Source organism: Patescibacteria group bacterium, assembly GCA_020148045.1.
Taxonomy (GTDB): Bacteria; Patescibacteriota; Minisyncoccia; order Minisyncoccales; family GWA2-38-27; genus JAHCRG01.
Genome location: JAHCRG010000003.1, coordinates 24,341 through 49,132 on the forward strand (window position 1 = coordinate 24,341; position 24,792 = coordinate 49,132).

At 35.3% G+C, this 24,792-nt stretch carries 27 protein-coding genes, 1 tRNA gene and 1 other RNA gene; 18 read left to right on the forward strand and 11 right to left on the reverse strand.

Annotation, left to right across the window (positions count from 1 at the left end; translation table 11 throughout):
* From KJA13_00120 to KJA13_00145, 6 genes are all read right to left on the reverse strand, one after another.
* On the reverse strand, nucleotides 1–1,680 hold the full coding sequence (locus KJA13_00120; GenBank protein ID MBZ9577433.1) for a ribonuclease J: 1,680 nt from the start codon (nucleotides 1,678–1,680) through the stop codon (nucleotides 1–3).
* A tRNA-Leu gene (locus KJA13_00125) sits at nucleotides 1,680–1,765 on the reverse strand. Before KJA13_00125 ends, KJA13_00120 begins: the two co-directional genes overlap by 1 nt.
* Complete coding sequence (locus tag KJA13_00130; protein ID MBZ9577434.1) at nucleotides 1,766–2,359, reverse strand: glucose-6-phosphate isomerase; 594 nt, start codon at nucleotides 2,357–2,359, stop codon at nucleotides 1,766–1,768. It abuts the tRNA gene before it with no gap.
* Nucleotides 2,344–4,317: a peptidoglycan-binding protein gene (locus KJA13_00135; GenBank protein ID MBZ9577435.1), complete on the reverse strand. Its 1,974-nt coding sequence runs from the start codon at nucleotides 4,315–4,317 to the stop codon at nucleotides 2,344–2,346. The genes KJA13_00130 and KJA13_00135 overlap by 16 nt, the downstream gene beginning before the upstream one ends.
* 49 nt (nucleotides 4,318–4,366) lie before the next feature.
* A complete protein-coding gene (gene secG, locus KJA13_00140; GenBank protein MBZ9577436.1) occupies nucleotides 4,367–4,585 on the reverse strand; it encodes a preprotein translocase subunit SecG in 219 nt (72 codons plus the stop codon).
* 3 nt (nucleotides 4,586–4,588) lie between these two features.
* Complete coding sequence (locus tag KJA13_00145; protein ID MBZ9577437.1) at nucleotides 4,589–4,969, reverse strand: phage holin family protein; 381 nt, start codon at nucleotides 4,967–4,969, stop codon at nucleotides 4,589–4,591.
* Between the two features lie 84 nt (nucleotides 4,970–5,053).
* Here KJA13_00145 and uvrA point away from each other — a divergent pair, with 84 nt between their 5' ends.
* From uvrA to KJA13_00225, 16 genes are all read left to right on the forward strand, one after another.
* Entirely contained in the window at nucleotides 5,054–7,924 is a 2,871-nt protein-coding gene (gene uvrA, locus KJA13_00150; GenBank protein ID MBZ9577438.1) for an excinuclease ABC subunit UvrA, read from the forward strand.
* A 61-nt stretch (nucleotides 7,925–7,985) separates the two neighbouring features.
* Nucleotides 7,986–8,276, forward strand: a complete 291-nt coding sequence (locus KJA13_00155; GenBank protein MBZ9577439.1) for a co-chaperone GroES — start codon at nucleotides 7,986–7,988, stop codon at nucleotides 8,274–8,276.
* Nucleotide 8,277: 1 nt separating this feature from the next.
* Nucleotides 8,278–9,894 carry a chaperonin GroEL gene (gene groL / locus KJA13_00160; GenBank protein MBZ9577440.1) on the forward strand — a complete coding sequence of 539 codons (1,617 nt, stop codon included), beginning with the start codon at nucleotides 8,278–8,280 and terminating at the stop codon, nucleotides 9,892–9,894.
* 25 nt (nucleotides 9,895–9,919) lie between these two features.
* Complete coding sequence (locus tag KJA13_00165; GenBank protein MBZ9577441.1) at nucleotides 9,920–10,804, forward strand: hypothetical protein; 885 nt, start codon at nucleotides 9,920–9,922, stop codon at nucleotides 10,802–10,804.
* A complete protein-coding gene (locus tag KJA13_00170) occupies nucleotides 10,776–11,708 on the forward strand; it encodes an AsnC family transcriptional regulator (protein MBZ9577442.1) in 933 nt (310 codons plus the stop codon). The genes KJA13_00165 and KJA13_00170 overlap by 29 nt, the downstream gene beginning before the upstream one ends.
* A 324-nt stretch (nucleotides 11,709–12,032) precedes the next feature.
* Complete coding sequence (locus KJA13_00175) at nucleotides 12,033–12,503, forward strand: GreA/GreB family elongation factor (protein MBZ9577443.1); 471 nt, start codon at nucleotides 12,033–12,035, stop codon at nucleotides 12,501–12,503.
* Nucleotides 12,504–12,643: 140 nt separating this feature from the next.
* Nucleotides 12,644–13,300, forward strand: a complete 657-nt coding sequence (locus KJA13_00180; GenBank protein MBZ9577444.1) for an HD domain-containing protein — start codon at nucleotides 12,644–12,646, stop codon at nucleotides 13,298–13,300.
* Entirely contained in the window at nucleotides 13,297–14,043 is a 747-nt protein-coding gene (locus KJA13_00185) for a DUF72 domain-containing protein (GenBank protein MBZ9577445.1), read from the forward strand. Before KJA13_00180 ends, KJA13_00185 begins: the two co-directional genes overlap by 4 nt.
* 22 nt (nucleotides 14,044–14,065) lie before the next feature.
* On the forward strand, nucleotides 14,066–15,067 hold the full coding sequence (locus KJA13_00190) for a flippase-like domain-containing protein (protein ID MBZ9577446.1): 1,002 nt from the start codon (nucleotides 14,066–14,068) through the stop codon (nucleotides 15,065–15,067).
* Nucleotides 15,068–15,084: 17 nt separating this feature from the next.
* A complete protein-coding gene (locus tag KJA13_00195) occupies nucleotides 15,085–15,489 on the forward strand; it encodes a secondary thiamine-phosphate synthase enzyme YjbQ (protein MBZ9577447.1) in 405 nt (134 codons plus the stop codon).
* A 5-nt stretch (nucleotides 15,490–15,494) separates the two neighbouring features.
* A complete protein-coding gene (locus tag KJA13_00200) occupies nucleotides 15,495–16,130 on the forward strand; it encodes an MFS transporter (protein ID MBZ9577448.1) in 636 nt (211 codons plus the stop codon).
* Nucleotides 16,131–16,155: 25 nt separating this feature from the next.
* Nucleotides 16,156–16,776 carry an MFS transporter gene (locus KJA13_00205; GenBank protein ID MBZ9577449.1) on the forward strand — a complete coding sequence of 207 codons (621 nt, stop codon included), beginning with the start codon at nucleotides 16,156–16,158 and terminating at the stop codon, nucleotides 16,774–16,776.
* Nucleotides 16,773–18,515 carry a DNA polymerase/3'-5' exonuclease PolX gene (gene polX / locus KJA13_00210; protein MBZ9577450.1) on the forward strand — a complete coding sequence of 581 codons (1,743 nt, stop codon included), beginning with the start codon at nucleotides 16,773–16,775 and terminating at the stop codon, nucleotides 18,513–18,515. Before KJA13_00205 ends, polX begins: the two co-directional genes overlap by 4 nt.
* Before the next feature lie 4 nt (nucleotides 18,516–18,519).
* Nucleotides 18,520–18,975, forward strand: a complete 456-nt coding sequence (locus KJA13_00215) for an NUDIX domain-containing protein (GenBank protein ID MBZ9577451.1) — start codon at nucleotides 18,520–18,522, stop codon at nucleotides 18,973–18,975.
* Nucleotides 18,944–19,222, forward strand: coding sequence for an MGMT family protein (locus KJA13_00220; protein ID MBZ9577452.1), 279 nt, complete (start codon nucleotides 18,944–18,946; stop codon nucleotides 19,220–19,222). The genes KJA13_00215 and KJA13_00220 overlap by 32 nt, the downstream gene beginning before the upstream one ends.
* Nucleotides 19,223–19,257: 35 nt before the next feature.
* Nucleotides 19,258–20,727 (forward strand): hypothetical protein, encoded by a 1,470-nt coding sequence (locus KJA13_00225; protein MBZ9577453.1) that lies wholly within the window; start codon nucleotides 19,258–19,260, stop codon nucleotides 20,725–20,727.
* 50 nt (nucleotides 20,728–20,777) lie between these two features.
* Here KJA13_00225 and rplT read toward each other — a convergent pair whose 3' ends face one another.
* From rplT to smpB, 5 genes are all read right to left on the reverse strand, one after another.
* On the reverse strand, nucleotides 20,778–21,125 hold the full coding sequence (gene rplT / locus KJA13_00230; GenBank protein MBZ9577454.1) for a 50S ribosomal protein L20: 348 nt from the start codon (nucleotides 21,123–21,125) through the stop codon (nucleotides 20,778–20,780).
* 1 nt (nucleotide 21,126) lies between these two features.
* Nucleotides 21,127–21,309, reverse strand: coding sequence for a 50S ribosomal protein L35 (locus KJA13_00235; GenBank protein ID MBZ9577455.1), 183 nt, complete (start codon nucleotides 21,307–21,309; stop codon nucleotides 21,127–21,129).
* Nucleotides 21,310–21,321: 12 nt separating this feature from the next.
* Nucleotides 21,322–21,831, reverse strand: coding sequence for a translation initiation factor IF-3 (gene infC / locus KJA13_00240; GenBank protein ID MBZ9577456.1), 510 nt, complete (start codon nucleotides 21,829–21,831; stop codon nucleotides 21,322–21,324).
* Nucleotides 21,831–22,171: a transfer-messenger RNA gene (ssrA, locus tag KJA13_00245) on the reverse strand. Before ssrA ends, infC begins: the two co-directional genes overlap by 1 nt.
* Nucleotides 22,164–22,613: an SsrA-binding protein SmpB gene (gene smpB / locus KJA13_00250; GenBank protein MBZ9577457.1), complete on the reverse strand. Its 450-nt coding sequence runs from the start codon at nucleotides 22,611–22,613 to the stop codon at nucleotides 22,164–22,166. Before smpB ends, ssrA begins: the two co-directional genes overlap by 8 nt.
* 41 nt (nucleotides 22,614–22,654) lie before the next feature.
* Here smpB and KJA13_00255 point away from each other — a divergent pair, with 41 nt between their 5' ends.
* Both KJA13_00255 and KJA13_00260 read left to right on the forward strand, forming a co-directional pair.
* Nucleotides 22,655–24,205 carry an arginine--tRNA ligase gene (locus KJA13_00255; protein MBZ9577458.1) on the forward strand — a complete coding sequence of 517 codons (1,551 nt, stop codon included), beginning with the start codon at nucleotides 22,655–22,657 and terminating at the stop codon, nucleotides 24,203–24,205.
* 1 nt (nucleotide 24,206) lies between these two features.
* The gene (locus tag KJA13_00260) at nucleotides 24,207–24,791 is read left to right on the forward strand and encodes a histidine phosphatase family protein (GenBank protein MBZ9577459.1); all 585 of its coding nucleotides are present in this window, start codon (nucleotides 24,207–24,209) and stop codon (nucleotides 24,789–24,791) included.
* Nucleotide 24,792: the final 1 nt, after the last annotated feature.

The window sequence follows — 24,792 nt, forward strand, 5'->3', positions numbered from 1 at the left end:
TTAAACTTCGATTATTACTGGTAATATTATTGGTCTTCTTTTGGTTTTTGAAAAGAGAAATTGGCCAATCTTATTTCTGATTTCGTCTTTAACGTAGACCCAGTTAACAGCTCCGCCGCTTCCAGCTGCTTTATCCACAATATTAATTACTTTTTTCCGGGTTTGAGCAAGCAATTCCTTTGATTCTCTTAAATAAACGAACCCTCTTGATATTATATCAGGAGAACCCCTTACTTGACCAGTAGTCCTATCCACAATTGCCACAATAACAAACATCCCATCTTCTGCCAGCATTTGGCGATCTCTTAGAACAACCTCGCCAACATCTCCAATACCCAAACCATCAACCATAACATAATTTGAGGGGACAGTTTTTTTATCTATAGAGATTCTCTCTTTGTCTAAATTAATTATTTGGCCATTTTCAGCTACTAGGATGTTTTTTCTGGGTATTCCTTCTTCTTCGGCTAACTCAGCATGCCTAACTAACATTGAATAGCGGCCATAAATAGGGAGAAAGAATTTCGGTTTCATAATTCTGACCATTTCTTTTAATTCTTCCTGTTTAGCATGACCTGAGGCATGGATATCCATCATTTTATAGTGAAAAACTTTAGCTCCTTGACGGTGAAATGCATCTTTTAAAATCTGAACTGTTCTTTCATTTCCAGGAACTACAGATGAAGAGAAAACTACTTCGTCTCCCTTTTTTAAGTGGATAAATTTATGTTCCCGATTGGCGATTCTCATAAAAACCGCACCCTCTTCTCCCTGAGCGCCGGTACAAATAATAGTTATTTTTGAATCAGGGAATTTGTTAATGTCTTTTGTTTTTATAAAAGTTCCTTTTTTGGCTTTGATTATTTTTAAAGTCTGAGCAATCTCAATATTACTTTTCATGCTATATCCTTCAATGGCTACCTTCCTGCCGTATTTTTCTGAGAGAGTAATTAATTGCTGAACCCTGTTAATAAGAGAAGCAAAGGAGGCAGCAATAATTCTCCCTTGGGCTTTTTGGAAAATTTTATCTAAATTTTCAAAAATTGTTTTCTCAGAACGGGAATGACTTTCTTCCTCTTCGGCTCCAGTAGATTCAGACATTAAAAGCAGAATGCCTCTTCGGCCAATCTTTTTTAATTTCTTAAAATCGGTTGGAGGTTCATTAACCGGCGATTCGTCAAATTTAAAATCAGAGGTATGGATAATATTCCCAACAGGGGTATTAATAAACAATCCAAAATTATCTGGAATGTTATGATTGAGTCGGAAAAATTCAGTTCGAAACGGCCCTAAGTTAATCTTAGCTCCATCTTTTATTTCCTTTATATTAAGTTTAGGTTGGTTAGGAAAATCTTCCTGTCTTTTTAAAACCATTCCTTTGGTTAGAGAACCGCCATACATTGGGATCGGACCAAGCCTTGGGATGATATAGGGGATAGCTCCAATATGATCATAATGGCCGTGAGTAAGAAAAACTCCTAAAATATTTTTTTCTTTGCTTTTAAGATAAGAGATATTGGGAATAATACAATCAATTCCTGGCATGTTTTCTCCTGGAAAACCAAGGCCCATATCAATAATCAAAATTCCCCCTTTATATTCAAATAGAATCATATTCAATCCAACTTCCCCCAAACCTCCGAGGGGAATTATTCTGAGATTTGATTGAGTTTTTTTCATGGTGCCGAGGGTGGGATTTGAACCCACAAACCATAAAGGTATACGGCTCTGAACCGTATGTGTTTGCCAATTTCACCACCTCGGCTTAACCTTTTAAAAAGTCCAAGTTTTTCGGGATTGATTTTCTGGGTTTTTCAAAACGGAGCTTAGGAACTTTTTTATAATTTTTATTTTTAATCCAACCCTTTTTAGTATAGAAATAGCACGCTCCTTTCATTGCTCCCAGTTCCTCATAAATATTTTCATTTTTTTCAGAAACCCAATTTGCTGTTTTTAGAGTTTTTTGAGAGGGGTTTATCATTACAACGGCATATTCAGCAGATATATTTATGGAATCTCCCGGCTTGGCTTTCACTGCTATAACATCCTCAACAATTTCAATAGCTTTGCCTTTAGTTTTTTGCATTAAAAAGATTGCTTCCCCTTCTAAAACTATATAGAGTTCTGGAAAGTTTTTTGAGTTCCGATTACCTTTAGTTCGGACAAATTCTTCTCCTAACATTTGGGGGGGGACAACGGTGATATCATATCTTAATTCTCCTTTCTTTTTTAATCCTCTATACATATAATAAAGTTCAAGATTAGGAGCTGTTTTAAGCCACTCTTTGTCATAGATAACATCCTTCATATCATGGAGATAACGGATGTCTGGTGTTTTATCTTTTAAATCCACTTCCATACTCTTTTTGTTTTGATATACCACTTTTCAATTCCTGAGAAACGTTTTGAGGGGTCAACAATTTTTTCTACTATTATTCCTTTTATTTCTTTTGATACCAGATAAATATAATCTGGACTATACAAAAATACTACTGGAACGTCTTCAATTAAGATGTCTTGAAAAAGGGATAGTTTTTCAGCTCGGGTCTCAGGGATTGGAGATTTTCTATTTTCTTCCAATAATTTATCTGCTTTACTATTCTCATATAAAGCTAAATTTAATCCCGGGTCTTTTTTCTGGGAAGAATGCCAGAAAGGAAAAGGGTCAGGAACAGCTCCTAAAACTTCTCCAAAAAGCAAACTTTCGTAATTTCTTGGTTTAATAAAGTCCTGCTCTAGTTGGAAAAGAGGAAAGGTTTGGATTTCAACTTCTGCTCCTAATATTTTCCATTGTTCTTTTAGGATTTCAGCAACCCTAATCATTTGAAGCTGTTCAACAGTTACTAAGCTAAACTTTAACAATAGAATTTCTTCTGGTTCTTGGAAGCAGATTTCATTTAATTTGGCTCTGGTGCTTTTGCCTACAGTCCCTGTTCCTTTTGTATAACCCCATGGTTTTAGGACATCTTCATAATATTTTTCCTGAAATCTAATTACTGCCTGCTTTGTTTTTTCACCAAAATAGCCGGTTATTTCTCCTTCAGGATATATGTCTGGAAACTTAGCCAAGCATTTCTGAAGTTCTGTTACTTCTTTTCCTTTTGACCCTTTTGTTAAGCGGCTTTTAAATTCAAAAGCAGGTTTTTTAATAATAATCTTTTCCCTTAATCCGTCTTGGTTTTCGTCTTTAAACCCAGCTTCTTCTAATATGTTTTTTGCTTTTTCAATATCAAATTCATAAATTTCTGAAGGTGCGTCAAGCCCATAGATTTCTGGCAAAATGGGGGATTGGACAATTTTTTGGCCAATTTCTTTTTTGTTAACCCCATAATTTAGAGCTAACCGGACTTCTTTTTCAGCCAGGACTTTTGATTTTTCTTGATTGAAAAACACTGCAAAATATCTTGGCAGAGAGAGCAAATAAGTTCGCCAATTTCCACCAATATTTGCCAGCGAGCTTAAGGATAGCCCTTTAATTTTCCCTTGCTCAGCTGTTTTAATTAGTTCTTCTTCATTATCAAAAAATACAAATTTGATTTTAGAAATGTAGGGTTTTTTCCCGGAATGAAGAGAGTTAGCGACCAAGGTTAAAGATTTTATCCAGTTAGAATTTTGTTTTATCTTTTTTAATTTGTAAAGACCTGATCCTATTGGTTTTAAGTTAGAGGATTCAAAAGCAAAGTTCTCTGGAGAGACATTCTCCCAAATATGCTTTGGCAAAATCTTTAAGGTGCAGTTTTCCAGAAAAGCACTGTAGGGCTTTCTTAATGTAAATTTAACTCCCAAATCATTAATTTTTTCTATTTCTACCCCCACCCAGTTTGCCTGGAGAGGACTTTTGAAATCCGGGTTTTGGATTGTTTTGACAGTAAAAATTATGTCGTCAGCAGTAAGTGGGGTTTTGTCTTGCCAGAAAAGATTTTCTTTTAGATAAAATTTATAAACTTTCCCATCTTCTTCAATTTCAGGATATCCTTTGGCTAAGTCAGGAACTATTTGTAAGTTTTCATCGTATTTCATTAAACCAGAAAAGATAAGCTGGACTAAGTCCCGGTCAACATCAGAATTAGCGTAGACGGGATTGATAAATCTCGGTTGGCCAATTACTCCTTCAGTGTGAGTTCCTCCTCGGGCCGGCGCGATTTCAGTATTTTTAAAATAAAGATTAATTAAAAGAAAAGTGAAAGAACCGAGGGCTAAAAGAAAAAAAGCAAAAAAAGCGATTTTTTCTTTTTTCGTTAGAACTTTAAAAAATTGCCTCCACTGAGATTTGGCGGGCCATTTTTCTATAAATAAAAATTTCCTCTTTTTTCTCATAGTCAATGACCTATTTCCGACGACCGTCAAAAATAGGTCATATCAGAAGTTAGAGAATGAGATTTGACAAGGCAAAAACAATAAATAAAACTCCGCAGATTATAGTTGCCCAAAAGATTTTCTTTTGAATACCTCGTCGAGTGGCGTAAAAACTACCTCCTTCGCCTCCAAAAGCAGACCCCAAAGCAGTCCCTCTTTGCTGAAGGAGGATGAAGACAATTAAGAGTATAGCAACAATGATTTGAGCGATTGGTAAGAGTGTTTGCATATTTTATTCAATAATTTCTACAATTCTCCTTCTTTTTGGAGTATAGAGACCGAAAATAAAGTTTAAGGCCCAGATTATGACTGTTGTCCAGAAAAGGGGAAGGAGACCAGTAATTTCTAAATCTCTTGGGAAAAGAATCTCCATTAGCCAGACCAAGCCCATATTTATCACTAAACTAAATAGGCCAAAAGTTAAGATTCTTAAAGGCAGGGAGATTGCTTTTAAAATTGGTTTAAGAGAAAAATTAATAAGACCTAAAACTCCTCCAATTATCAAAAGCATTAAAAAAGTGCCATAAAATTCTACTCCTGGAACAAACTTAGCAGCCAAAAAAAGACCTAAGGCCCCAGAGATAATATGAAAGAGGGGTTTTCCTATATACATATATATTATATATATACTATCAAATTTTTTGCAAGAGGTCAATCTATTGAAATCTTTTGAGGCTTGGGGTATAATAGATTACTTATGGAAAAGGATGTTATTAAAATTCGGGGGGCTAAGGTTCATAATCTAAAGAATATTAATATTGATATTCCCAGGAATAAATTGGTGGTGATTACCGGGATTTCAGGTTCCGGCAAGTCCTCCTTGGCTTTTGATACTTTATATGCTGAAGGGCAGAGAAGATATGTTGAAAGCTTGTCTGCCTACGCCAGGCAGTTTTTAGGAGTAATGGATAAGCCCGAGGTAGAAAGAATTGAAGGGGTAAGTCCGGCTATTTCTATTGACCAAAGAAAAGCAGCTCATAACCCCCGTTCCACAGTGGGCACAATAACGGAGATTTACGATTATCTCCGTCTTTTATTTGCCAGAGTTGGAAAGCCCCACTGTCCAAAATGTAAAAAGCCAATTTCCCGGCAGACAGTTGACCAGATTGTTGAGCAGGTTTTGAAACTTCCTCAAAAATCAGAGATTACTGTTTTAGGTCCGGTAGTTCGTTCCCAAAAAGGAGAACATCAAGGGACTCTGGAGGAAATTCAAAGAGGAGGATTTGTTAGGGTAAGAGTTGATGGAATAATTTACAGGGTTGAAGAAATATTAGGAAAAAGTTTAGACAGAAATAAAAAACACAATATTGAAGTAGTGGTGGATAGATTAGTGATTGGAGAGGACTTAGAAAAATCAAGATTGATTGATTCTTTGGAAATTGGCTTGAGGATCGGGAAAGGCATAGTGACAGTAGGTCAGAGAACGAGGAACAAAGAACAAAGAACAAATGATTTAACATTTAGTGAGCGTTTTGCTTGTGAAGAATGCGGCATTTCTTTGCCTGAATTGGAGCCGCGTCTTTTTTCATTTAATAGTCCTTATGGTGCCTGCCTAGGATGTATGGGATTAGGTGAGAAATTAGAAGTTGACCCAAAGTTAATTATTCCAAATCCAAACTTAACTATTGCTGAAGGAGCAATTAGGCCCTTGGTGCGGGCTTCAAATAAAATTGGCAGACGGAGTTATTTTCGAGCGAAGCGAGAAAATAAGGTTCTACCGAAGGCAGGTTCTTATTTTTGGTGGCAGCTTTCTGATTTAGCAAATAGATATAATTTTTCTTTGGACCAACCAGTTGGGACTTTGTCTGAGAAAATTTTAGATATTGTCCTTTACGGAAATAAAGATTTTGAAGGCGTAATTCCTAGTCTTGAAAGAAAGTATCATGAAACTAATTCCGACTGGACCCGTCAGGAAATTGAACAGTATATGGTAAAAAGACAATGTCCCAAATGTTTGGGAAAAAGATTAAAACCAGAAGTGTTAGCGGTGACAGTAGCTGGCAAGTCAATTGATGAAATAGTAGGGATGCCAATCGATAAAGTAAAAGTTTTTTTTGGAGTCAGACCCGAGTCTGACCCCAAAGTGGCTCAGCCTATAATTAAGGAAATTCTAAGTCGCCTTCAATTTTTAATTGATGTTGGGCTTGATTATTTAACTTTGGACAGGAAAGCCGCTACCTTGGCCGGCGGCGAGGAAGAAAGGATAAGATTAGCCACCCAAATTGGTTCAAAATTAACTGGAGTTTTATATATTTTAGATGAGCCCTCAATAGGTCTTCATCCAAGAGACCAGGGAAGATTGATTGGGACACTTAAAAAATTAAGAGATCTTGGCAATACGGTAATTATCGTTGAGCACGATAATCAAACCATTCGCGCGGCTGACTGGGTAATTGACGTTGGTCCCGGAGCAGGAAAGCACGGCGGCCGGATTGTTTTTAAGGGGACACCAAAACAATTACTAAAGTCAAAAACTTTAACAGGTGAATATTTATCAGGGCGGAAGAGGGTTGAAGTGACGTCAGAAAAATCAAAAATCAAAACTCCCGTCTCCGCTAAAGCTTCGGCGGGCAAGCAAAACTATTTAATAATTAAAGGGGCTCAGGAGCATAATCTAAAAAATATTGATGTTAGAATTCCGCTTGGTAAATTTGTTTGTATAACTGGAGTTTCTGGGTCAGGGAAAAGCTCTCTAATGGATGATATTTTAGCCCGAGCTTTGCTTAAAAAATTTTACAAAACAAAAGAAGAGCCAGGTAAACACAAGAAGATTTTAGGCAGTGAGTTTTTAAATAAGGTTGTTTTAGTTGACCAATCCCCAATTGGTCGAACGCCCCGTTCTGATCCAGCAACTTATACTGGCGCCTTTTCTTACATCAGAGAACTTTTTTCAAAGACCCGGGAAGCCAGAGTTAGGGGCTATTCGCCCGGCCGTTTTAGTTTTAATGTGAAAGGCGGTAGGTGCGAGGCCTGTGAAGGTCAAGGCCGGATTAAAGTTGAAATGTATTTTTTGCCAGATGTTTATGTTGAATGTAAAGAATGCAAGGGAAAAAGATATAATAAAGAAGCCCTTGAAATTGAATACAAGGGAAAAAACATTGCTGAGGTTTTAGAAATGACAGTTGAAGAAGCCTTAGATTTTTTCAAAAACATCCCTGGTCTTTCCCAGAAATTAAAAACCTTAAATGAAGTTGGCCTATCCTATGTTCAACTTGGACAGCCGGCCCCCTCTTTATCTGGAGGAGAAGCCCAAAGAGTAAAATTAGCTACTGAGCTTTCCAGAAAGTCCACTGGTAAAACTTTATATATCTTAGACGAACCAACAACTGGTCTTCACCCGGATGATATTAAAAAATTGATTAAGGTCTTAAGAGAATTAGTTAATAAAGGTAACACTGTTTTAACGATTGAGCACAACGGAGACGTTATCAAGAACACGGACTGGTGCATAGATCTTGGTCCCGAAGGAGGGGACGAAGGCGGCCAAATCGTTGCCGAAGGCACGCCCTTAGAAATCACCAAAACCAAAAAAAGCTACACTGGCAAGTATTTGAAGATAAAGACTTGACAAGATTTTGGTTTTGGGTAAAATAATAGATATTAAAAAATTGACTAATTTATATAAAGATATGAATATTAAACCATTATCCGATCATATATTAATTGAACCAATTAAAGAGGAAGAGAAAACAAAAGCTGGGATTTTGCTTCCAGAGACAGCTGAGAAAGAAAGGCCTGAGCAAGGTCGGGTAATTGCTGTTGGTCCAGGTCGGAAAACAGCTTCTGGGAAAGTTATTCCTTTGGAAGTAAAACCAGGAGATAAAGTTTTATTTACTAAATATGGTCCAAATGAAATAAAGGTTGCGGATAAAGAATATTTAATCGCAAAACAAGAAGATATATTAGCAATTATTGAATAACATGGCAAAACAAATTAAATTTCAAGAAGAAGCAAGAAAAAAAATAAAAACAGGAGCAGATAAATTGGCTGATGCAGTTAAAGTTACCTTAGGTCCTAAAGGAAGGAATGTTGTTTTGGATAAGGGCTTTGGAACTCCCACTATTACTAATGACGGGGTGACTATTGCTAAAGAGATTGAATTGGAAGACAAGATTGAAAATTTAGGGGCTGAAATTCTTAAAGAGGTGGCTGAGAAAACTAATGATGTTGCTGGCGATGGTACTACCACTGCTGTGGTTTTAGCTCAGGCAATAGTTTCTGAAGGTCTAAAAAATGTAGCTGCTGGAGCTAACCCTTTAGCTCTTAGGAGAGGCATTGAGAAAGGAGTAGAAAGAGTGGTAGAGGAACTAAAGAAAATGGCAAAAAAAATTACCACCAAAGAAGAAATTGCCCAAGTAGCAACTATTTCTGCTGAAAGCAAAGAAATTGGTAATTTAATTGCTGAAGTTATGGATGAAGTTGGCAAGGACGGGGTAATAACAGTTGAGGAATCAAAAACTTTCGGTCTTGAAAAAGAAATTGTCAAAGGGCTTCAATTTGACCAGGGTTATATTTCTCCATATATGATTACTAATGCCGAAAGAATGGAGGCGGTTTATGAAGACCCTTTTATTTTGGTTACTGACAAAAAAATCTCATCTATTAATGAGATTGTTCCTGTTTTGGAAAAAATAGCTCAAAAAGGTAAAAAAGAATTAGTAATTATTGCTGAAGACATAGAAGGTGAAGCCCTGGCTACCTTGGTGGTTAATAAACTTCGGGGAATTTTCAACACTTTAGCAGTTAAAACTCCAGGGTTTGGAGATAGAAAAAAAGAGATGCTCCAAGATATAGCCATTATTACCGGAGCTCAGCTGATCTCAGAAGAAGTTGGCTTGAAGTTGGAAAATATTGAAATGAACATGTTAGGTTCGGCTAGAAGGGTTGTTTCAACTAAAGAAAATACTACGGTTATTGAAGGCAGAGGAAAGAAAGAAGATATTGAAGCTCGGGTTGGGCAAATTAAGAGAGAACTTGAAGCCACTGAATCTGAATTTGATAAAGAAAAACTGCAGGATAGACTAGCAAAGTTAGTTGGCGGAGTAGCAGTAATTAAAGTTGGGGCTGCGACTGAGGTTGAACAGAAAGGAAAACAACACAAAACAGAAGATGCGCTGTCCGCAACCAGAGCTGCGGTTGAAGAAGGGGTTGTTCCTGGAGGAGGAGTAGCTTTATTAAGGGCAAGTTCGGTTTTAGAAGAAGTGGAGGTTAAGGGTGAAGAAAAAACAGGAAGTAATATTCTAAAAAGAGTTTTAGAAGAGCCAATTAGGCAAATTGCTCAAAATGCCGGCGTTGACGGGGCAGTGGTAGCTCAGAAAGTTAAGGAAGATGGAGAGGGATTTGGTTTTAATGCTGAAACCCTAAAGTATGAGAATTTAATGGAGTCAGGGATTGTGGATCCAACTAAAGTTGTTAGGTCTGCTCTTCAAAATGCTGCTTCAGCAGCTAGTATGTTTTTGACTACTGAATGTGTTGTTGCTGAACGAAAAGAGGAAAAAGGAAAAGAAATGCCTCAAATGCCTGGCATGGGATATTAAATTATGTTAGAATAAACAAAAGGGTATGAAAAACCAAGCTTTAAAAAACTTGTTAGTAGAATATTTAGTTGAGACGACCAAAGAGGTAAAAAAGATAGCTGTCCAAGGAAAGGGCAGGCAGGTTTTGGGTGAGACAATCAACAGGCCAGAGGACCTGGAAATTGGAATTGATAGAGTAGGAGAAGAAATTTTAGAAAAGCTTTTGAAAAAGCACAGAGTGAAAGCAACTATCTTTTCTGAACCAGAAGACAGAGATATTGAAAACGGAGGAGAAATTTACGGTTCAGTTGATCCCTTTGATGGTTCAATGCTTTATCTTCGGGGCTTTGAACATAATTGGTACACAGCTCTAAGTTTCTTTGATAAAAAAAGAAACCCTTTATGCTGCGGTATAGCTGATATTGTTAATGAGAAATATTACATCACAGAAGAAAATGGAAATTATTTAGTTTCAATGAATAGTGGTAGAAAAAAGAAAATTAAGCCAGCTACCAGAAAAAAAATAACAGAACCTATTGTTTTGTCCAGTTACATAATGAGTTCTCAATATTCTTCAAAGTTTCTTGATATTTTCGGGGACTTAATAAAAAATATGCACCCCAAAGGACTTTTTTATCCTCACGGTGGCTCTTATATTTACAGCTTCCTTGCTTCGGGTTTAATTGACGCTTATATAATGTTTGATGAGCCTCGTTCAGAAATAGATCCCGGTTTTCCAATTGCTAAAAATGCTGGCTGTCGGGTTGTCAGTGTTGATTCTGATGGAAGCTACCAGGATTACCAATTTATTCCTGGGGGACAACATAGCAAGGTAGATTTATTAATTGCTACTTCAACTCCTCAACTTCGTGATCAATTAATAAAACATTATGTGAAAAAATATGCAGAAAAATACTCTTTTAAGCCTTAAACCAATAAAGAAATTTATTAAAGGAGTTGGTAAAGATGTAATAAAGTATTTTGGTAAAGACAAAGGATGCATAATTGGTTTGGAAGATGACGGTGTTTTTTATGGAGAAGGCCTTTATGAATGGTTATCTCAGAAAAAGAAAAATGTCACTTTTACTACAATGGATGATTATGGAAAAGGATTGGAACAAGAGAAAGTCAAAGGAAGAAAAGTTTTATTAGTTGACAATGATATCGTTACTGGCAAGGCCTATAGAATAGTCATGAAGTTTATGAGAGAGAAAAAAGAGAGATTAGAGATAAAGGATATAAAGTTTGCTGTTTTGTGTGACAGAATGAAGGTGGCTGATTTTTCAGTTGAAGATTATCCCGCCCCAACCTCTTGGAGTTTAAGGGCTTTAGATGAAATTGATCTTGAAGTAATTAGGTCATTATCTGAGGATGGAAGAAAAAGCTTTGTGGATATTGCCAAGAAAACAGGATTAACTCCAGTTGGCGTTAAAAATAGGGTTGAGAAGTTAATTAAGCATGATATTTTGAAAATCCGAGCATTATTAAATATTGAAAAATTTTATTCTGTCTCAGCCAATATAGGTATTGAAGCACCCCCTGATATTATTTCTAAATTAATAAGAAAATTTGAAAATTGTCCTTTGGTATATAATTTAGTTAGAGTTTCCTCTGGTCAGCATAATCTAATCATAGGAATTTTAGCTCCTAATCTTAAAAGGATAAATGATTTTGCTAAGAAACAAATAAGGTCTGAGCCGAAGATAAGAGATATTCATGTTAACTTTGGGGAAATACCATTAATACCTAAAGGACATTTACCACCTAATCTTTCTGATATATCTAAAAAATGTCTTTGTGAAGAAAAATGCAATGAGTGCGAGCATTTTCTATAGAAGGTATTAGACAATAGGAATAGGTGAATAGATAAATTTTATTAAACCCTTAAAGGGTTTTTTGTTTGTTCTCTAATTTTCAACAGTTTGCTCTTGCCCTCACAACCAAACAGGGACAGGGCGCCGAAGGCGCCCTAAAAGGGGTAGCCGGTCCTTGTTATGGTGTGAGGGCTTGACAAACTATCTTGATCGGATAAAATAATATATACCTGTGGAAAACTTTAAAAAACAAAGTTGAAAGGTCAAATCACTAAATTTTACTAACTGCTCTTGACAAACTGTTTTGGAAAACTAAAATGAAAGGGGGTTAGCAAAAACAAAAATATGGTACAAAGAAAAAAGTTTTATTTAACATCAAAAGGACTTGGGGATATAGAAAAAGAATATAAAGTTTTAAAAAATCTTCGGCTTGCTAAAACCAGAGGGGAAGTTCCAAAAATTTGGGAATCTGAAGATTTGAATCCTGAATATCTTTCTTTCCAAGAAGATTTAAGTTTTCTTGAGACAAGAATAGCCGAACTTGAAAATATTTTAAAGAATGTAGAATTAATTAAAACTCCTTCCAAGAAAAAGCGAGATGTTATAGAGCTTGGGGCGACAGTGGTAGTAGAAGTAGATAGAGATAAAGATGAATTTAGAGTTGTAGGAACTCTTGAAGCTAATCCTTCCTTGGGTAAGATTAGTAATGAGTCACCAGTTGGAATGGCTCTTTTAGGCCATAAAGTTGGAGATGAAGTTATTATTTCCTCGCCAATAAAAACAGTTTATAAAATTAATAAGATAAAATATAACTGATTTATTATAATTAACAAAAAAGAGTTGAGTTTTCTTAGCTCTTTTTTAATGTTATAATTACAAGTGAGGGAAGAAAAGAAAAATTTATTTTTCTTTTTTGACCGAACGACGCAATTCCAAGCTTTGCTTATAATAATTATATGATTGACTTTGTTAATTTTTTACATGAAGTAGGAAAACTAAGAAGAATACCAAGAAGAGGTTGGGTTTTAATTGGGGTGAAGAAGGATCCTGCCAGTGTTACTGATCATAGTTTTCGATTGGCAATTATGGCCTGGATTTTGGGAAAGAAAAAAAGATTAAATCTTGAAAGAGCTATTAAGATGGCCTTAATTCATGATCTTTGCGAGCTATATGCTGGAGATATAACTCCTTATGATCACAAGTCATTACCTAAAAATAAAAAAGAATGGCCTAAATTGTTTGACTCTTGGCCAAGATTTACAAAGTCTAAAAAACTTAAAAATTTTCTTAAAAAACATAAAAAAGAGAAAATCGCTTTAACAAAAATTACTTCAGGATTGCCTTTAGAATTAAAAAAAGAGATTTTAAATCTTTGGTATGATTATGAAAAAGGATCCACAAAAGAGGCGCGATTCGTTAGGCAGGTAAATAGATTAGAAACTCTTTTGCAGGCGTTTGAATATAGTAAAGAAACTAAAAAACGCCCTTTTCATTCTTGGTGGGTTGGGACAGAAGAACAAATAGACGACCCCTTTTTAGTAAAGTTTATGGAAAAGATAGCTGAAAAGTTTTATCGTAGACCGAGAAAGAAAACTAAAAAGACAAGAAAATGAACAAAGGTAAAATATATATCGGTACTTCTGGGTGGGTTTATCGCCACTGGGAAAATATTTTCTATCCAGAAAGCCTGTCTTCAAAAGATAAACTAAAATACTTTTCTCAACATCTTAAAACAACTGAAGTAAACTATTCTTTTTATCGTCTGCCAAGACCGAGTACTTATCAAAATTGGTACTCCCAAACGCCGGGAGATTTTTTATTTACTGTAAAGGCAAGTCGTTTCATTACCCATATTAAGAGATTGAAAGATGTTAAGGAGCCCTGGAAAATATTTATTAAAAATGCTCTGAATCTTAAAGAAAAGCTCGGCCCAATTTTATTTCAATTCCCTCCTTCTTTTAAAGCAACTGAAGAAAATATAAAAAGATTAGAAGAATTTTTAAAGTTTATTCGCAAAAATAACAAAAAATTACGATTTGCTTTTGAGTTTCGTCATAAAACCTGGTGCGAAGAGAAAATTTACAAACTTTTAAAAAAACATAGAGTTGCTTGGGTAATTGCTGATTCTCCTTCTTTCCCCAGAGCTGAAAAAATAACTGCTGATTTTGTCTATATCAGAATGCACGGGTCTAAAGTTTTATTCTCTTCAAAATATACAAAAAAGGAATTAAAGGATTTAGCTGAAAAAATCAAAAAGTGGAAGAGAAATAAAGATGTCTTTGTCTATTTCAACAACGATGCCCACGGCCACGCAATTGAGAATGCCAAAACCTTAAGAGGATTTTTAGGTAAATAGAATTTGAAGTATAATATATACAATGAAAAAGGTTTTGGTTTTTTTGTTTTCTTTTGTAATCGGGTTGGGTCTTTTTTTCTTAGTTATTGAGCGGGTTGGGTGGGAAGAGATAAAAGAAATTCTTTTCACTTTTTCTGGCTGGAAGGGAATAGCTATTTTAGGAATAACATTGCTAATTTGGTTAGTTGGAATTTGGAAATATAAATTTATTTTTAAATCTCAGGGATATAATTTTTCAGCTTGGAGTTTAGGAGAAATTTTATTTGCTAGCTTCACTATTACTTATTTATTTCCAACCACTTACTTTGGAGGAGAGGTCTTTAAATTTTACGCTATTAAGAAAAAATTTTCTCTACCCTGGAAGAAAAATCTGGCTGCAATTGCTATTGAAAAATTAGTTAGCTTAAGTATTCTTTTATTATTTTTAGTTGTTGGAGCAGTGTCTTTTCTTTTATTAAGTAACTCGCTCTTAAAAAATTTCGGGATAATAACTTTAGTTCTTATCGGAGCTTTAGCTATCGGAGTGACTATTTTTTATTTCAAAAGTTTTAAAAAAGAAAGCATTTTAAAATGGTTTTTTAGATTTTTTGGAATAGAAAACAAAAAGAACCATTTAGTTGGAGATATTGAAAAAGAAATCTTTCTTTTTTTCGATTTTAGAAAAATTCTAATGTGGAAAGGTTTGGGAATTGCTTTTTTAAGATATCTTTTGGTTCTAATTCGCTGTTGGTTCCTGCTTTTCTTTTTAAAAGGAGAAATAAATATTTTTATTTCCTTGGCAATATTTTCTTTCTTCTATTTATCTTATCTCTTTCCTTTCCCAGCCCGACTAGGAAGTTCAGAGGCAGCTCAGGTTTTTGCTTTTGGTTGTTTAGGATTGGGAACAGCTACTGGGATTACTTTTAGTTTTATTTTAAGGGGGGCAGAAATTTTAATTGCCCTTTTAGGACTTATATTTTTAGTAAAACTGGGAATAAAATTTTTCCTCAAGAGCAAGTTAAAAAAGTTGCCCCATAACCTTTAACGGGGTAGAATGAGATAATGAGATTTTCTCTAAAAACAAAAGGATTTAATGATATTATTGATATTACAGACGAGATTTCAGGGGCAGTAGAGAAAGCAGGAAAAGAAGAGGGGATATGTTTGATATCTTGTCCTGGTTCAACCTGCGGGATTACTACAATTGAATATGAAAAGGGAGTGATTGAAGATTTGAAAAGGGCTTTAGAAAAAATAGCTCCAATGAATAAAGATTACGAGCATTGTAAAAAATGGGGTGATTGTAATGGTTACGCCCATATCAGGTCAGCCTTAATTCAACCATTTTTAGCAGTGCCAGTTGAAGATGAAAAATTAGCTTTGGGCACGTGGCAACAAATTATTTTCTTGGATTTTGACAATAGACCGAGAGAAAGAGAGGTAATTGTTAAAGTGATTGGTAATTAGTAAATATGCTTAAGTCTATCAACAAAGTTATAAAAGTTTTGATACTCGGTGATTTCTTTATGAATTCTGCCTGGGGTTTGTTTGCTCCTGTTTTCGCTTTATTTATTGCCCAGAATATTACCATCGGAAGTACGGCAGAAGCAGCTGAAGTTGCGGGTCTTGCCACTCTTTTCTATTGGGGTACAAGATCTCTTTTACAAATTCCAATTGGCCGGTATCTTGATAAGAATCATGGAGAGAAAGATGATTTCTGGTTTATGGTTATAGGAATATTTTTAACTGCTTTGCCTCCATTTGGCTTTCTTATTTCTTTTTTACCTTGGCATATTTATGGTTTTCAAGTATTACATGCAATCGGTATGGCAATGTTTGTTCCCTCTATTTTAGCTATTTTTACTCGCCATATTGATAGAGGCAAAGAGGCTTTTGAATGGGGAGTGAAAAGTACTTCTCTTGGTTTTGGTATAGGAGTTACCGGAGCTATTGGCGGAGCTATAGCTGCTTTTCTTGGTTTTAAGCCCCTTTTTATTTTAGCCGGAGCTATAAATATGATAGCTGTTTTTATCTTTTTATTTATTCGCAAAAGAATATTTTCTAAAGACCACGTTGTGTATAAAATTCCTTCTCCAGAATCTTTTTAGAAATTAAGATTTATCAATTAAATCTATGTTTAAAACTCTTAACAAAGTTGTAAAAGTAATGGTTTTTTCTGATTTGGTTTTGAATTCTGGCTGGGGCTTGGTTGGCCCAATTTTAGCTATTTATATTGTAGGAAGCATTCAGGGAGGAAACGTTAAAGTGGCTGGAATTGCTATGGGAGTTTACTGGTTGGGCAAATCAATTCTCCAAATACCATTTTCTCATTATTTAGACGAGAATCATGGAGAGAAAGACGATTATTATGCCTTATTTGGAGGAACTCTTCTGGCTAGCCTTACTCCGATTGGCTTTATTTTTGCCACATTGCCCTGGCATATATATGTTCTCCAAGGAGTCCATGCCGTAGGTATGGCTCTGGCTATTCCTTCTTGGTCAGCTATTTTCACTCGCCATATTGAGAAAAAAAGAGAGGCCTTTTGCTGGGGCTTAGACAGTTCTGCTATTGGGCTTGGAGCGGGAGTAGCTGCAATTTTAGGAGGAGCAATAGCTGAGATTTTCGGATTTATTCCTCTTTTTATTGGGGTGAGCGCTTTTGGAATAGTAGCTTCCTTTTTGTTTTTACTAATTAGAAAAGAAATTTTGCCGAAAGTGCCAGAAGAAAGAGTATTCCCAATGCCAAAACCATGAGAAATCAGGAGTTAGCTAAAATTTTTTATGACATTGCTAATTATCTTGAGATGGAAGAGGTTGCTTTTAAACCCTATGCTTATCAAAAAGTAGCTATTACTTTAGAATCATTGGAAGAAGACGTTGAAGAAATTTATAAAAAAGGAGGGTTAAAGGGGCTTGAAGAGATTCCTGGGGTAGGAAAAAACATTGCTCTGAAAATTGAAGAATATCTTAAAACCGGAAGAATTAAATTTTACGAGAAATTAAAAAAGAAAACTCCGATAAATTTAGAAGAAATGATTACTGTGGAAGGAATGGGGCCTAGAAAAGTAAAGATTCTTTATCAGAAATTGGGAATTAAGAATTTAAAGGATTTAGAAAAAGCAGCTAAGTCACATAAAATTGCTCCTTTGTTTGGCTTTGGAGAAAAAACAGAAAAGAATATTTTAGAGGGAATTGCTTTTTTGAAAAAGAGTAAAGGAAGATTTCTTTTGGGAGACATAATGCCGGTTGTCAAAGAGGTTTCAGAAGAGTTAAAAGGTTTAAAAGAAGTTAAAGAAATAAGTGTGGCAGGTTCAGTTAGAAGGATGAAAGAGACAATTGGTGACGTTGATTTTTTAATAATTTCAAAAAATCCAAAGAAAGTGATGGATTTTTTTGTTTCTTTACCAGATGTAATTAAAATCTGGAGTAAAGGGCCGACAAAGTCTTCTGTCAGGATGAAAAATGGCTTTGATATGGATTTAAGAGTAGTTCCTGCTAAAAGTTATGGTTCAGCTCTTCAATATTTTACTGGCTCAAAAGAACATAATATTGCTACTCGGCGGATTGCTATAGCTAAAGGTTTGAAGTTGAATGAATATGGAGTTTTCAAGGGCTCTAAAATGATAGCTGGCAGGACTGAAAAAGAAGTTTATAAGACAATTGGTCTTCCCTTGATGCCTCCTGAAATGAGAGAAAACGAGGGAGAAATTGAAGCAGCCCTTCGGCAAGCTCGGGGCAGGCCCAACGGGTTACCAAAAATTATTGGCTACGATGACATTCGGGGAGATTTACATTGTCATTCAGATTGGGATGGTGGAACAAATTCAATTAAAGAGATGGCCGAAGCTGCAATTGTTCAGGGATATGAATATTTGGGCATTGCAGACCATACTAAGTTTTTGAGGATAGAGCATGGATTAAATGAGAGGCAACTATCTCAACAAAGAAAAGAAATTGAAAAATTAAATTCAAAATTCAAAATTCAAAATTCAAAATTTAGAGTATTACAGGGCTGCGAAGCAAACATTATGAATGACGGTTCTATTGATATTAAAGATGAAGCTCTTAAAAAATTAGATTATGTTATTGCTGGAGTTCATTCAAGTATGAAAATGGAAAAAGAAAAAATGACAGAAAGAATAATCAAAGCAATGAAAAATCCTAATGTTGATATTATCTCCCACCCAACAGGAAGAATAATTAAGCGCCGGGATGAGTATCAGGTTGATTTTGAAAAGATTTTAAGAGCGGCCAGGGAACTAGGAACAATCTTAGAAATAAACTCTTCTCCAGACAGATTAGATTTAAAAGATGTGTATATTAGGAGAGTAAAAGAAGTAGGGGTAAAAATGGTAATTAATACTGATTCTCATCATAGAGATCAGTTGAGATTTATTAGATTTGGAATTGCCCAAGCTCGGCGCGGCTGGGCAGAGAAAAAAGATATCATCAACACCCAGTCATTAAGTGAGCTTTTAAAATTTTTTAGATAAAAATATGCCAAAGGAAACATCAGCTGGAGCTGTAATTTTTAGAAAAGAGGATAGTAATATTTACTATCTCCTTTTGCATTACAAATCAGGCCATTGGGATTTTCCTAAGGGAAATATTGAAAAAGGGGAGAAAGAAGGAGAGACGGTAAAGAGAGAAGTAGCGGAAGAAACAGGAATTGAGGATATTAAGATAGTTGAAGGTTTTAAAGAATGGATAAAATATTTTTATCGCAAAACCTATGGTTTAAATGAAAATGAGAAGAAAAAAGTTCCCTGGACTTTCAAAATAGTTACTTTTTATTTAGCTGAGACCAGGACTAAAGAAGTGAAAATTTCTTTTGAACATATAGGATATGAATGGTTAATATATAAAGAGGCGATTGAAAGAGTAACATATAAGAATGCTAAGGAGGTTTTAAAGAAAGCAAATGAATACCTTATTTCAAAGAAAAGTATATAAAGTGGTTAAAGAGATTCCAAAAGGTAAGGTTTTGACATACAAAATAGTAGCTAAGAAAGCAGGCTATCCACGAGCGTGGAGAGCAGTAGGAAATGTTTTGAATAGAAATAAAAATCCTGAGATTCCTTGCCATCGGGTAATAAGAAGCAATGGAAATATTGGAGGATACAACCGAGGAGTAAAACGAAAAAGAACTTTACTTTTAAAAGAAGGTGTGGTAGTAAAGAATATCAAAGTTGTTCGTTGAAAACAGAAGATAGGGTTTTAAAGAAGGAGAAAGAAATGAGTGCTGGACTGTTTGCATTAAGTATTAATCCGGAGAGTTTTCAGGGCGATTTTCAGGAGATAATTTTTTGGGGTACTTCTTATGCTCAGCATTTTAGCGGAAAGTTTTCTGGTTTTGCTTCGTTTGATGGTAAGAGGATCATCAGCGACAGTAAATCCGGACTATTTGCTCCTAATTTTGAAGAAAGGATAAGCGAATTTATCGGGCCAGAAGCTATTGGATATTGCGGCCCAGCTGAGGAACCTTTCTATGTAGGAAAATCAGATGTCGGTAGTTTTAGTGCTTGTTTCGGTGGCAACATTAGAAACTGCGATGAATTAATAAGGGATTTTTTACACGCCAAGCACAATTTCGAAAGAACAGATGACATCGTAGCAATGAGCAAACTTATTATCCAAGGGGCAGATATCATCGATGGTATTAGGCGGATGAGCGAAAAAATTGACGGGGCTTATACTCTTTTGCTCCTTACTCCAGAAGGGATTTATGCTGTTCGTTCTCCCGACGGTCACTGGCCCCTAGTAATTGGCTGCAGCAAGGAACAAGACGCAGTAATAGTTGCTTCTGAGTGTGTAGGATTTGATAATCTTGGTTTTAAACGAGTTAGAGATATTGAGCCGGGAGAGATTGTGTTGCTGAAAGACGGACATTGGTTCAAAAAAAGTGCGCTTCCAAAAACACAAGTTCAAGAATGTAGTTTCTTTGGAGCATATACTTCTTCTCGTGCTGCGATAGTTCATGGGATTCCAGCTACTTTAATCAGGAGGGGGTTAGGAGCCGCTTCAGCCAAACGAGACATTGCCGATGATTTTACTCCCCATGTAGTAATGGGCGTGCCTGCCTCTGGTCTTTCCTCTGCCGAGGGTTATAAGGAGACATTTGATGCTGAAATAAATCGACAGATAAGCTCAGGGAATATAACTCTGAAATGGGTTCCTTTTTATCGTCAGGATTTAATTAAGCATATCATGGTGAGGAGCTATCTAGCCCCGACTCAGGAAGAGAGAGAAAGAAGAGCTTATTACAAAATTGTGATTACTAGTGAGACCATTAAGCACATTCTTCAGTGGTTAGAAGAAGAAGGTTTGACAGTAATATTGGGGGATATAAAGTCAAAAAGGAGGATAATCTTAGTTGTCTGCGATGATTCTATTGTTAGGGGAAGTCAGATGAAGTCGAATCTGGCTCCAAAAACAAGAATAATATATGAGATGGAAGTAGATGGGGTTGATATAAAAGTTGAAATTCATCTAAGAATCTCTTTCCCTCCACTCCGTTCTTATTGTCCTCACGGAAAGACAACCAAAAGGGGGGAAACTTTAGTTGAGCAACATCCGGATGAAGAAGATAGAATTAGAGCATTAGGAGTAGATGGTTTGAAGTATAACAGTGTTGATGATTTGGTTGGGATAATTGGCAAGCCCCGAGAGCAACTATGTATAGATTGCTGCTTCCGTAGAGAATAAGAAGAATTTAAAAAGCCATCTTTCAAAGGTGGCTTTCTTTTTATCATAGGTTATTTTTTTACCTCTTCTACGATCTTTTCAAAGATGTTGGGATTGTTTTTTGCGAGGTCGGCTAAGATTTTTCTATCAAGTTCAATCTTTTTTTCTTTTAGTTCGTGGATAAAACGACTGTAGGATAAACCCTGCTTTCTACAGGCAGAATTTATTTGAATTTGCCAGAGTTTTCTAAATTCCCTTTTTTTGACCCTTCTATCTCGATAAGCATATTTCCAGGCATGCATTAATGCCTCTTTTGCTGCTTTGTACTTTGATTTTCTTCCCCAACGAAAACCTTTAGTATGTTTTAATACTTTTTTTCTTCTTTTGTGTGCAGCTTTTCCTCTTTTTACACGAACCATATTACTTAATTAACTTCTTAATCTTCCTGGCAAATGGCTTGGAAACTTTAACCCATTTCCGGCCTTTTCTTTTCCTCTTACCCGTTTTTTTCGCCCGATAATGGTCCTGTCCAGTCGCTCTTCTTAGAACCTTACCGGTTTTAGTTATTTTAAAACGTTTTTTGATTGATTTTCTCGTTTTCATAGTTAAATTTTTCTATTTTTTGGAAATAATCATTGTTAATCCTCTTGGTTGTCTTTTTAATTCTCTTTCAATTTTTATTGGAATTGACTTTTCTAATGCCTCAAGAAATTTTTTTATTTTTTCTTTAGCAAAATCTTGATGTGCTTTTTCTCTTCCTCTCAATTTCATCTCTATTCTAACCTTATATCCTGACTTTAAAAATTTTTCTGTTTGTCTGACTCTTGTTTCTAAATCGTGTTCAGAAATTCCAAAAGTTAATCTTATTCCTTTAAGTAAGCTTATCCGGTGATCTTTAGCTGATTTTTCTTTCTTTTTCAGTTGATAAAGATATTTTCCATAGTCCATTAGTTTACAAACAGGCGGCTCAACTTTTTCTGTAACCTGGATTAAATCGAAACCGCGCTCCCTTGCTATTTGGAGCGCTTTTGTTAATACCAAAACTCCCAGTTGTTTTCCAGCTTCATCAATCACCCTTACTTCTCTGGCCCTTATTCGATTGTTGACTAATGGTTTTCTTTGCACTGTGGAGATGGCGAGGGTGAACTCGCGTCCAAAAGTTTTGCCAAAATAGTTCTACAGATTTAGTCTGTTTTAATTTTCAGATACCAAGCAAGAAACAGACAAAATCTTAGTATCTTATCCTCGTTTGTTTCAATAATTCCCTTGAGGAAGAAAATTATCTATCTCGCGATTATAACGCCAAAGATTGCTTAGCGAGAATCAGTAATCCCGACGGCGTTAAGCAAATGCTAACGCAGGTTTCTTAAATAAGTTAGCACTTATTTTTTCTGGAAGTTTTACCAGATTCCAAGCTGGAACTGCTTTATCCTGACAAAAACTTCTGTCAAAACTTTTCATCCCCGTGATTTTAATTCTCTTTTTAATTCTCTTTCTGCTTCTCGTTTTTTAATTAGCTCTCTTTTGTCAGCTTTTTTTCTTCCTTTAGCTATTCCAAATTCAAGCTTAATTTTACCTCTCTTAGTATACACTCTTAAGGGTATTAAAGTCAAGCCCTTTTGTTTTGTTTTCCCGATTAAATGTTTAATTTCTAACTTATTCAAAAGAAGTTTTCTTGACTTTTCTGGTTCATAATCTTTAGGAGCGTTTTTTGGTTGATAAGGAGGGATATTAGCTCCGATTAAATACGGTTCCTCTCCCTTTAGAACCACATAAGAACCTTTTAAGCTCATCCTCCCTGATTTTATTGACTTTACTTCCTGTCCAATCAAAACCATGCCTGCTTCAAATTTCTCCAGGATTTCATAGTCAAACCTCGCTTTTCTATTTTCCGCAAGAACCTTCATATCACTTTTATTTTATCAGAAAATAAGCTAAACTGGAAACAATGATTAGGAATGATATCAGGAAATTAATAGAGAAAGCAGTAAAGGAGCTTGGTTTTAAGGTTCCAGAGGTTTTGGTTGAGGAGCCGAGGGAGAAGGCATACGGTAATTATGCCACTAATGTTGCAATGACGATTGGGAAAGAAGATCCAATAAAGATAGCTGAAATGATAAAATCAAAAATTAAAAGCAATATTATCGAGAAGATTGATGTTGTTAAACCGGGTTTTATTAATTTTTTTATTTCCAAAGAGTATTTGCAAGAACAAGTAGGGGAGATTTTAAAAGAAAAAGAGAAATTTGGTGATTTGAAACTCGGGAAGGGTAAAAAAGTTCAAGTAGAATTTATTTCCGCGAATCCAACAGGTCCCTTAACAGTAGGTAATGCTCGAGGCGGTCCTTTTGGTGATGCCTTGGGGAATATCCTGAAAAAAGCTGGTTTTAACGTTGAAAAAGCTTTTTATATCAATAATTACGGGATGCAAATTTTAGCTTTGGGAAATTCTGTTTTGAAAAATAAAGAAGCTAAATACAAAGGTAAATATATTGATTATTTAAGCAAAAAAATTAAAGGGAAAGATCCTTATAAAGCAGGGGAGAAGGCAGCTAAAATTATTGTTGATGAAATGATTAAGAAGACAGCTGATAGAATGGGAATAAAGTATGACGAGTGGTTTTCAGAAACAAAACTTCACAAATCTGGAGAAGTTGATAAGGTTTCAGAGTTTTTAAAGAAAAAAGGTTTAGCTTATAAAAAAGAAGGAGCTTTGTGGTTTAAATCTACAAAATTTGGTGATAATAGAGACAGGGTTATTATCAAAAAAGATAGCTGGAAAACTTATTTGGCTGGAGATATTGCCTATCATAAATATAAATTTGAGAAGAAGAAGTTTGATAAAGTAATCGATGTTTGGGGGGCTGACCATGCTGGCGATGTTTTTGGTTTGCAGGCTGGAATGACTGCTTTTGGCCACAAAGGAAAGCTTGATATAATTCTTTTACAATTTGTTACTCTCTTGGAAAAAAAGAAAAAAATCAAAATGTCCAAAAGGCGGGGTGTTTATGTTGCCATGGATGAGCTACTTGATAAAGTTGGAGCTGATGTTACTAAGTTCTTTTTCTTACAAAAGTCAGCTGACACTCACTTAAATTTTGACGTCTCTATAGCTAAAGAGCAATCAGAGAAGAATCCGGTTTATTATGTCCAATACGCTCATGCCAGGATTTGTAGCATTTTACGTAAAGCAAAAGGTTTCAAGTTTCAAGTTTCAAGTTTCAGGTTATTAGATCATCCAAGCGAACTATCTTTAATTAAGCGGTTGATTAGATTCCCAGAAATTATTGGAGATACTGCTAAAGATTATCAGGTGCAGAGAGTTCCTCAATATGCAACTGATTTAGCTACTGAGTTTCATAAATTTTATCGCGATTGTAAGGTTATTTCAGACGATAAAGAGTTAAGCCAGGCAAGATTATCTTTAATTTTAGCAACCCAAACCGTTCTTAAAAATACTTTAGATTTAATGGGAATTAGCGCCCCAAAAAAAATGTAAAATGAGAAATAAATATATTCTTTTGCGGCATGGAGAGACGATTTATCAAACCAAAAAAGATGATCTTTTGTATCCTTGGCCTGATTTTATTACTAGTTTGACTAAAACAGGTAAGAAACAGGCAGAAACTGCGGCTAAGAAACTTAAAAGTAAAAAGATTGATTTAATCTATTCTTCAGATTTTCTAAGGGCTCGCCGAACAGCAGAAATTGTGGCTAAAGAGCTTGGTTTGAAAGTTAAGGTTGATAAACGGCTTAGGGATATAAATTGGGGAGTTTATCAAGATAGGCCAGTAAAAGATTATCTTCAATTTTTTTCTTCAATAAAACAGAGATTTTCAAAACGTCCTCCTAAAGGCGAAAACTGGAGAGATGTGAAAAAAAGAATGATGGATTTTATAAAAGATATTGACAAAAGACATAGAAATAAGAAGATTTTAATTGTTAGTCATGGAGATCCTTCGTGGCTTTTAATCGGAACAATGAGAGGTCTAAACGAAGATAAGCTTTTTAAAAAAAGGACTGAAAGGTTTAGTCCTTATAAAGATTTTTATCCAAATGTTGGAGAATTTTTAAAAGTTAAATAAC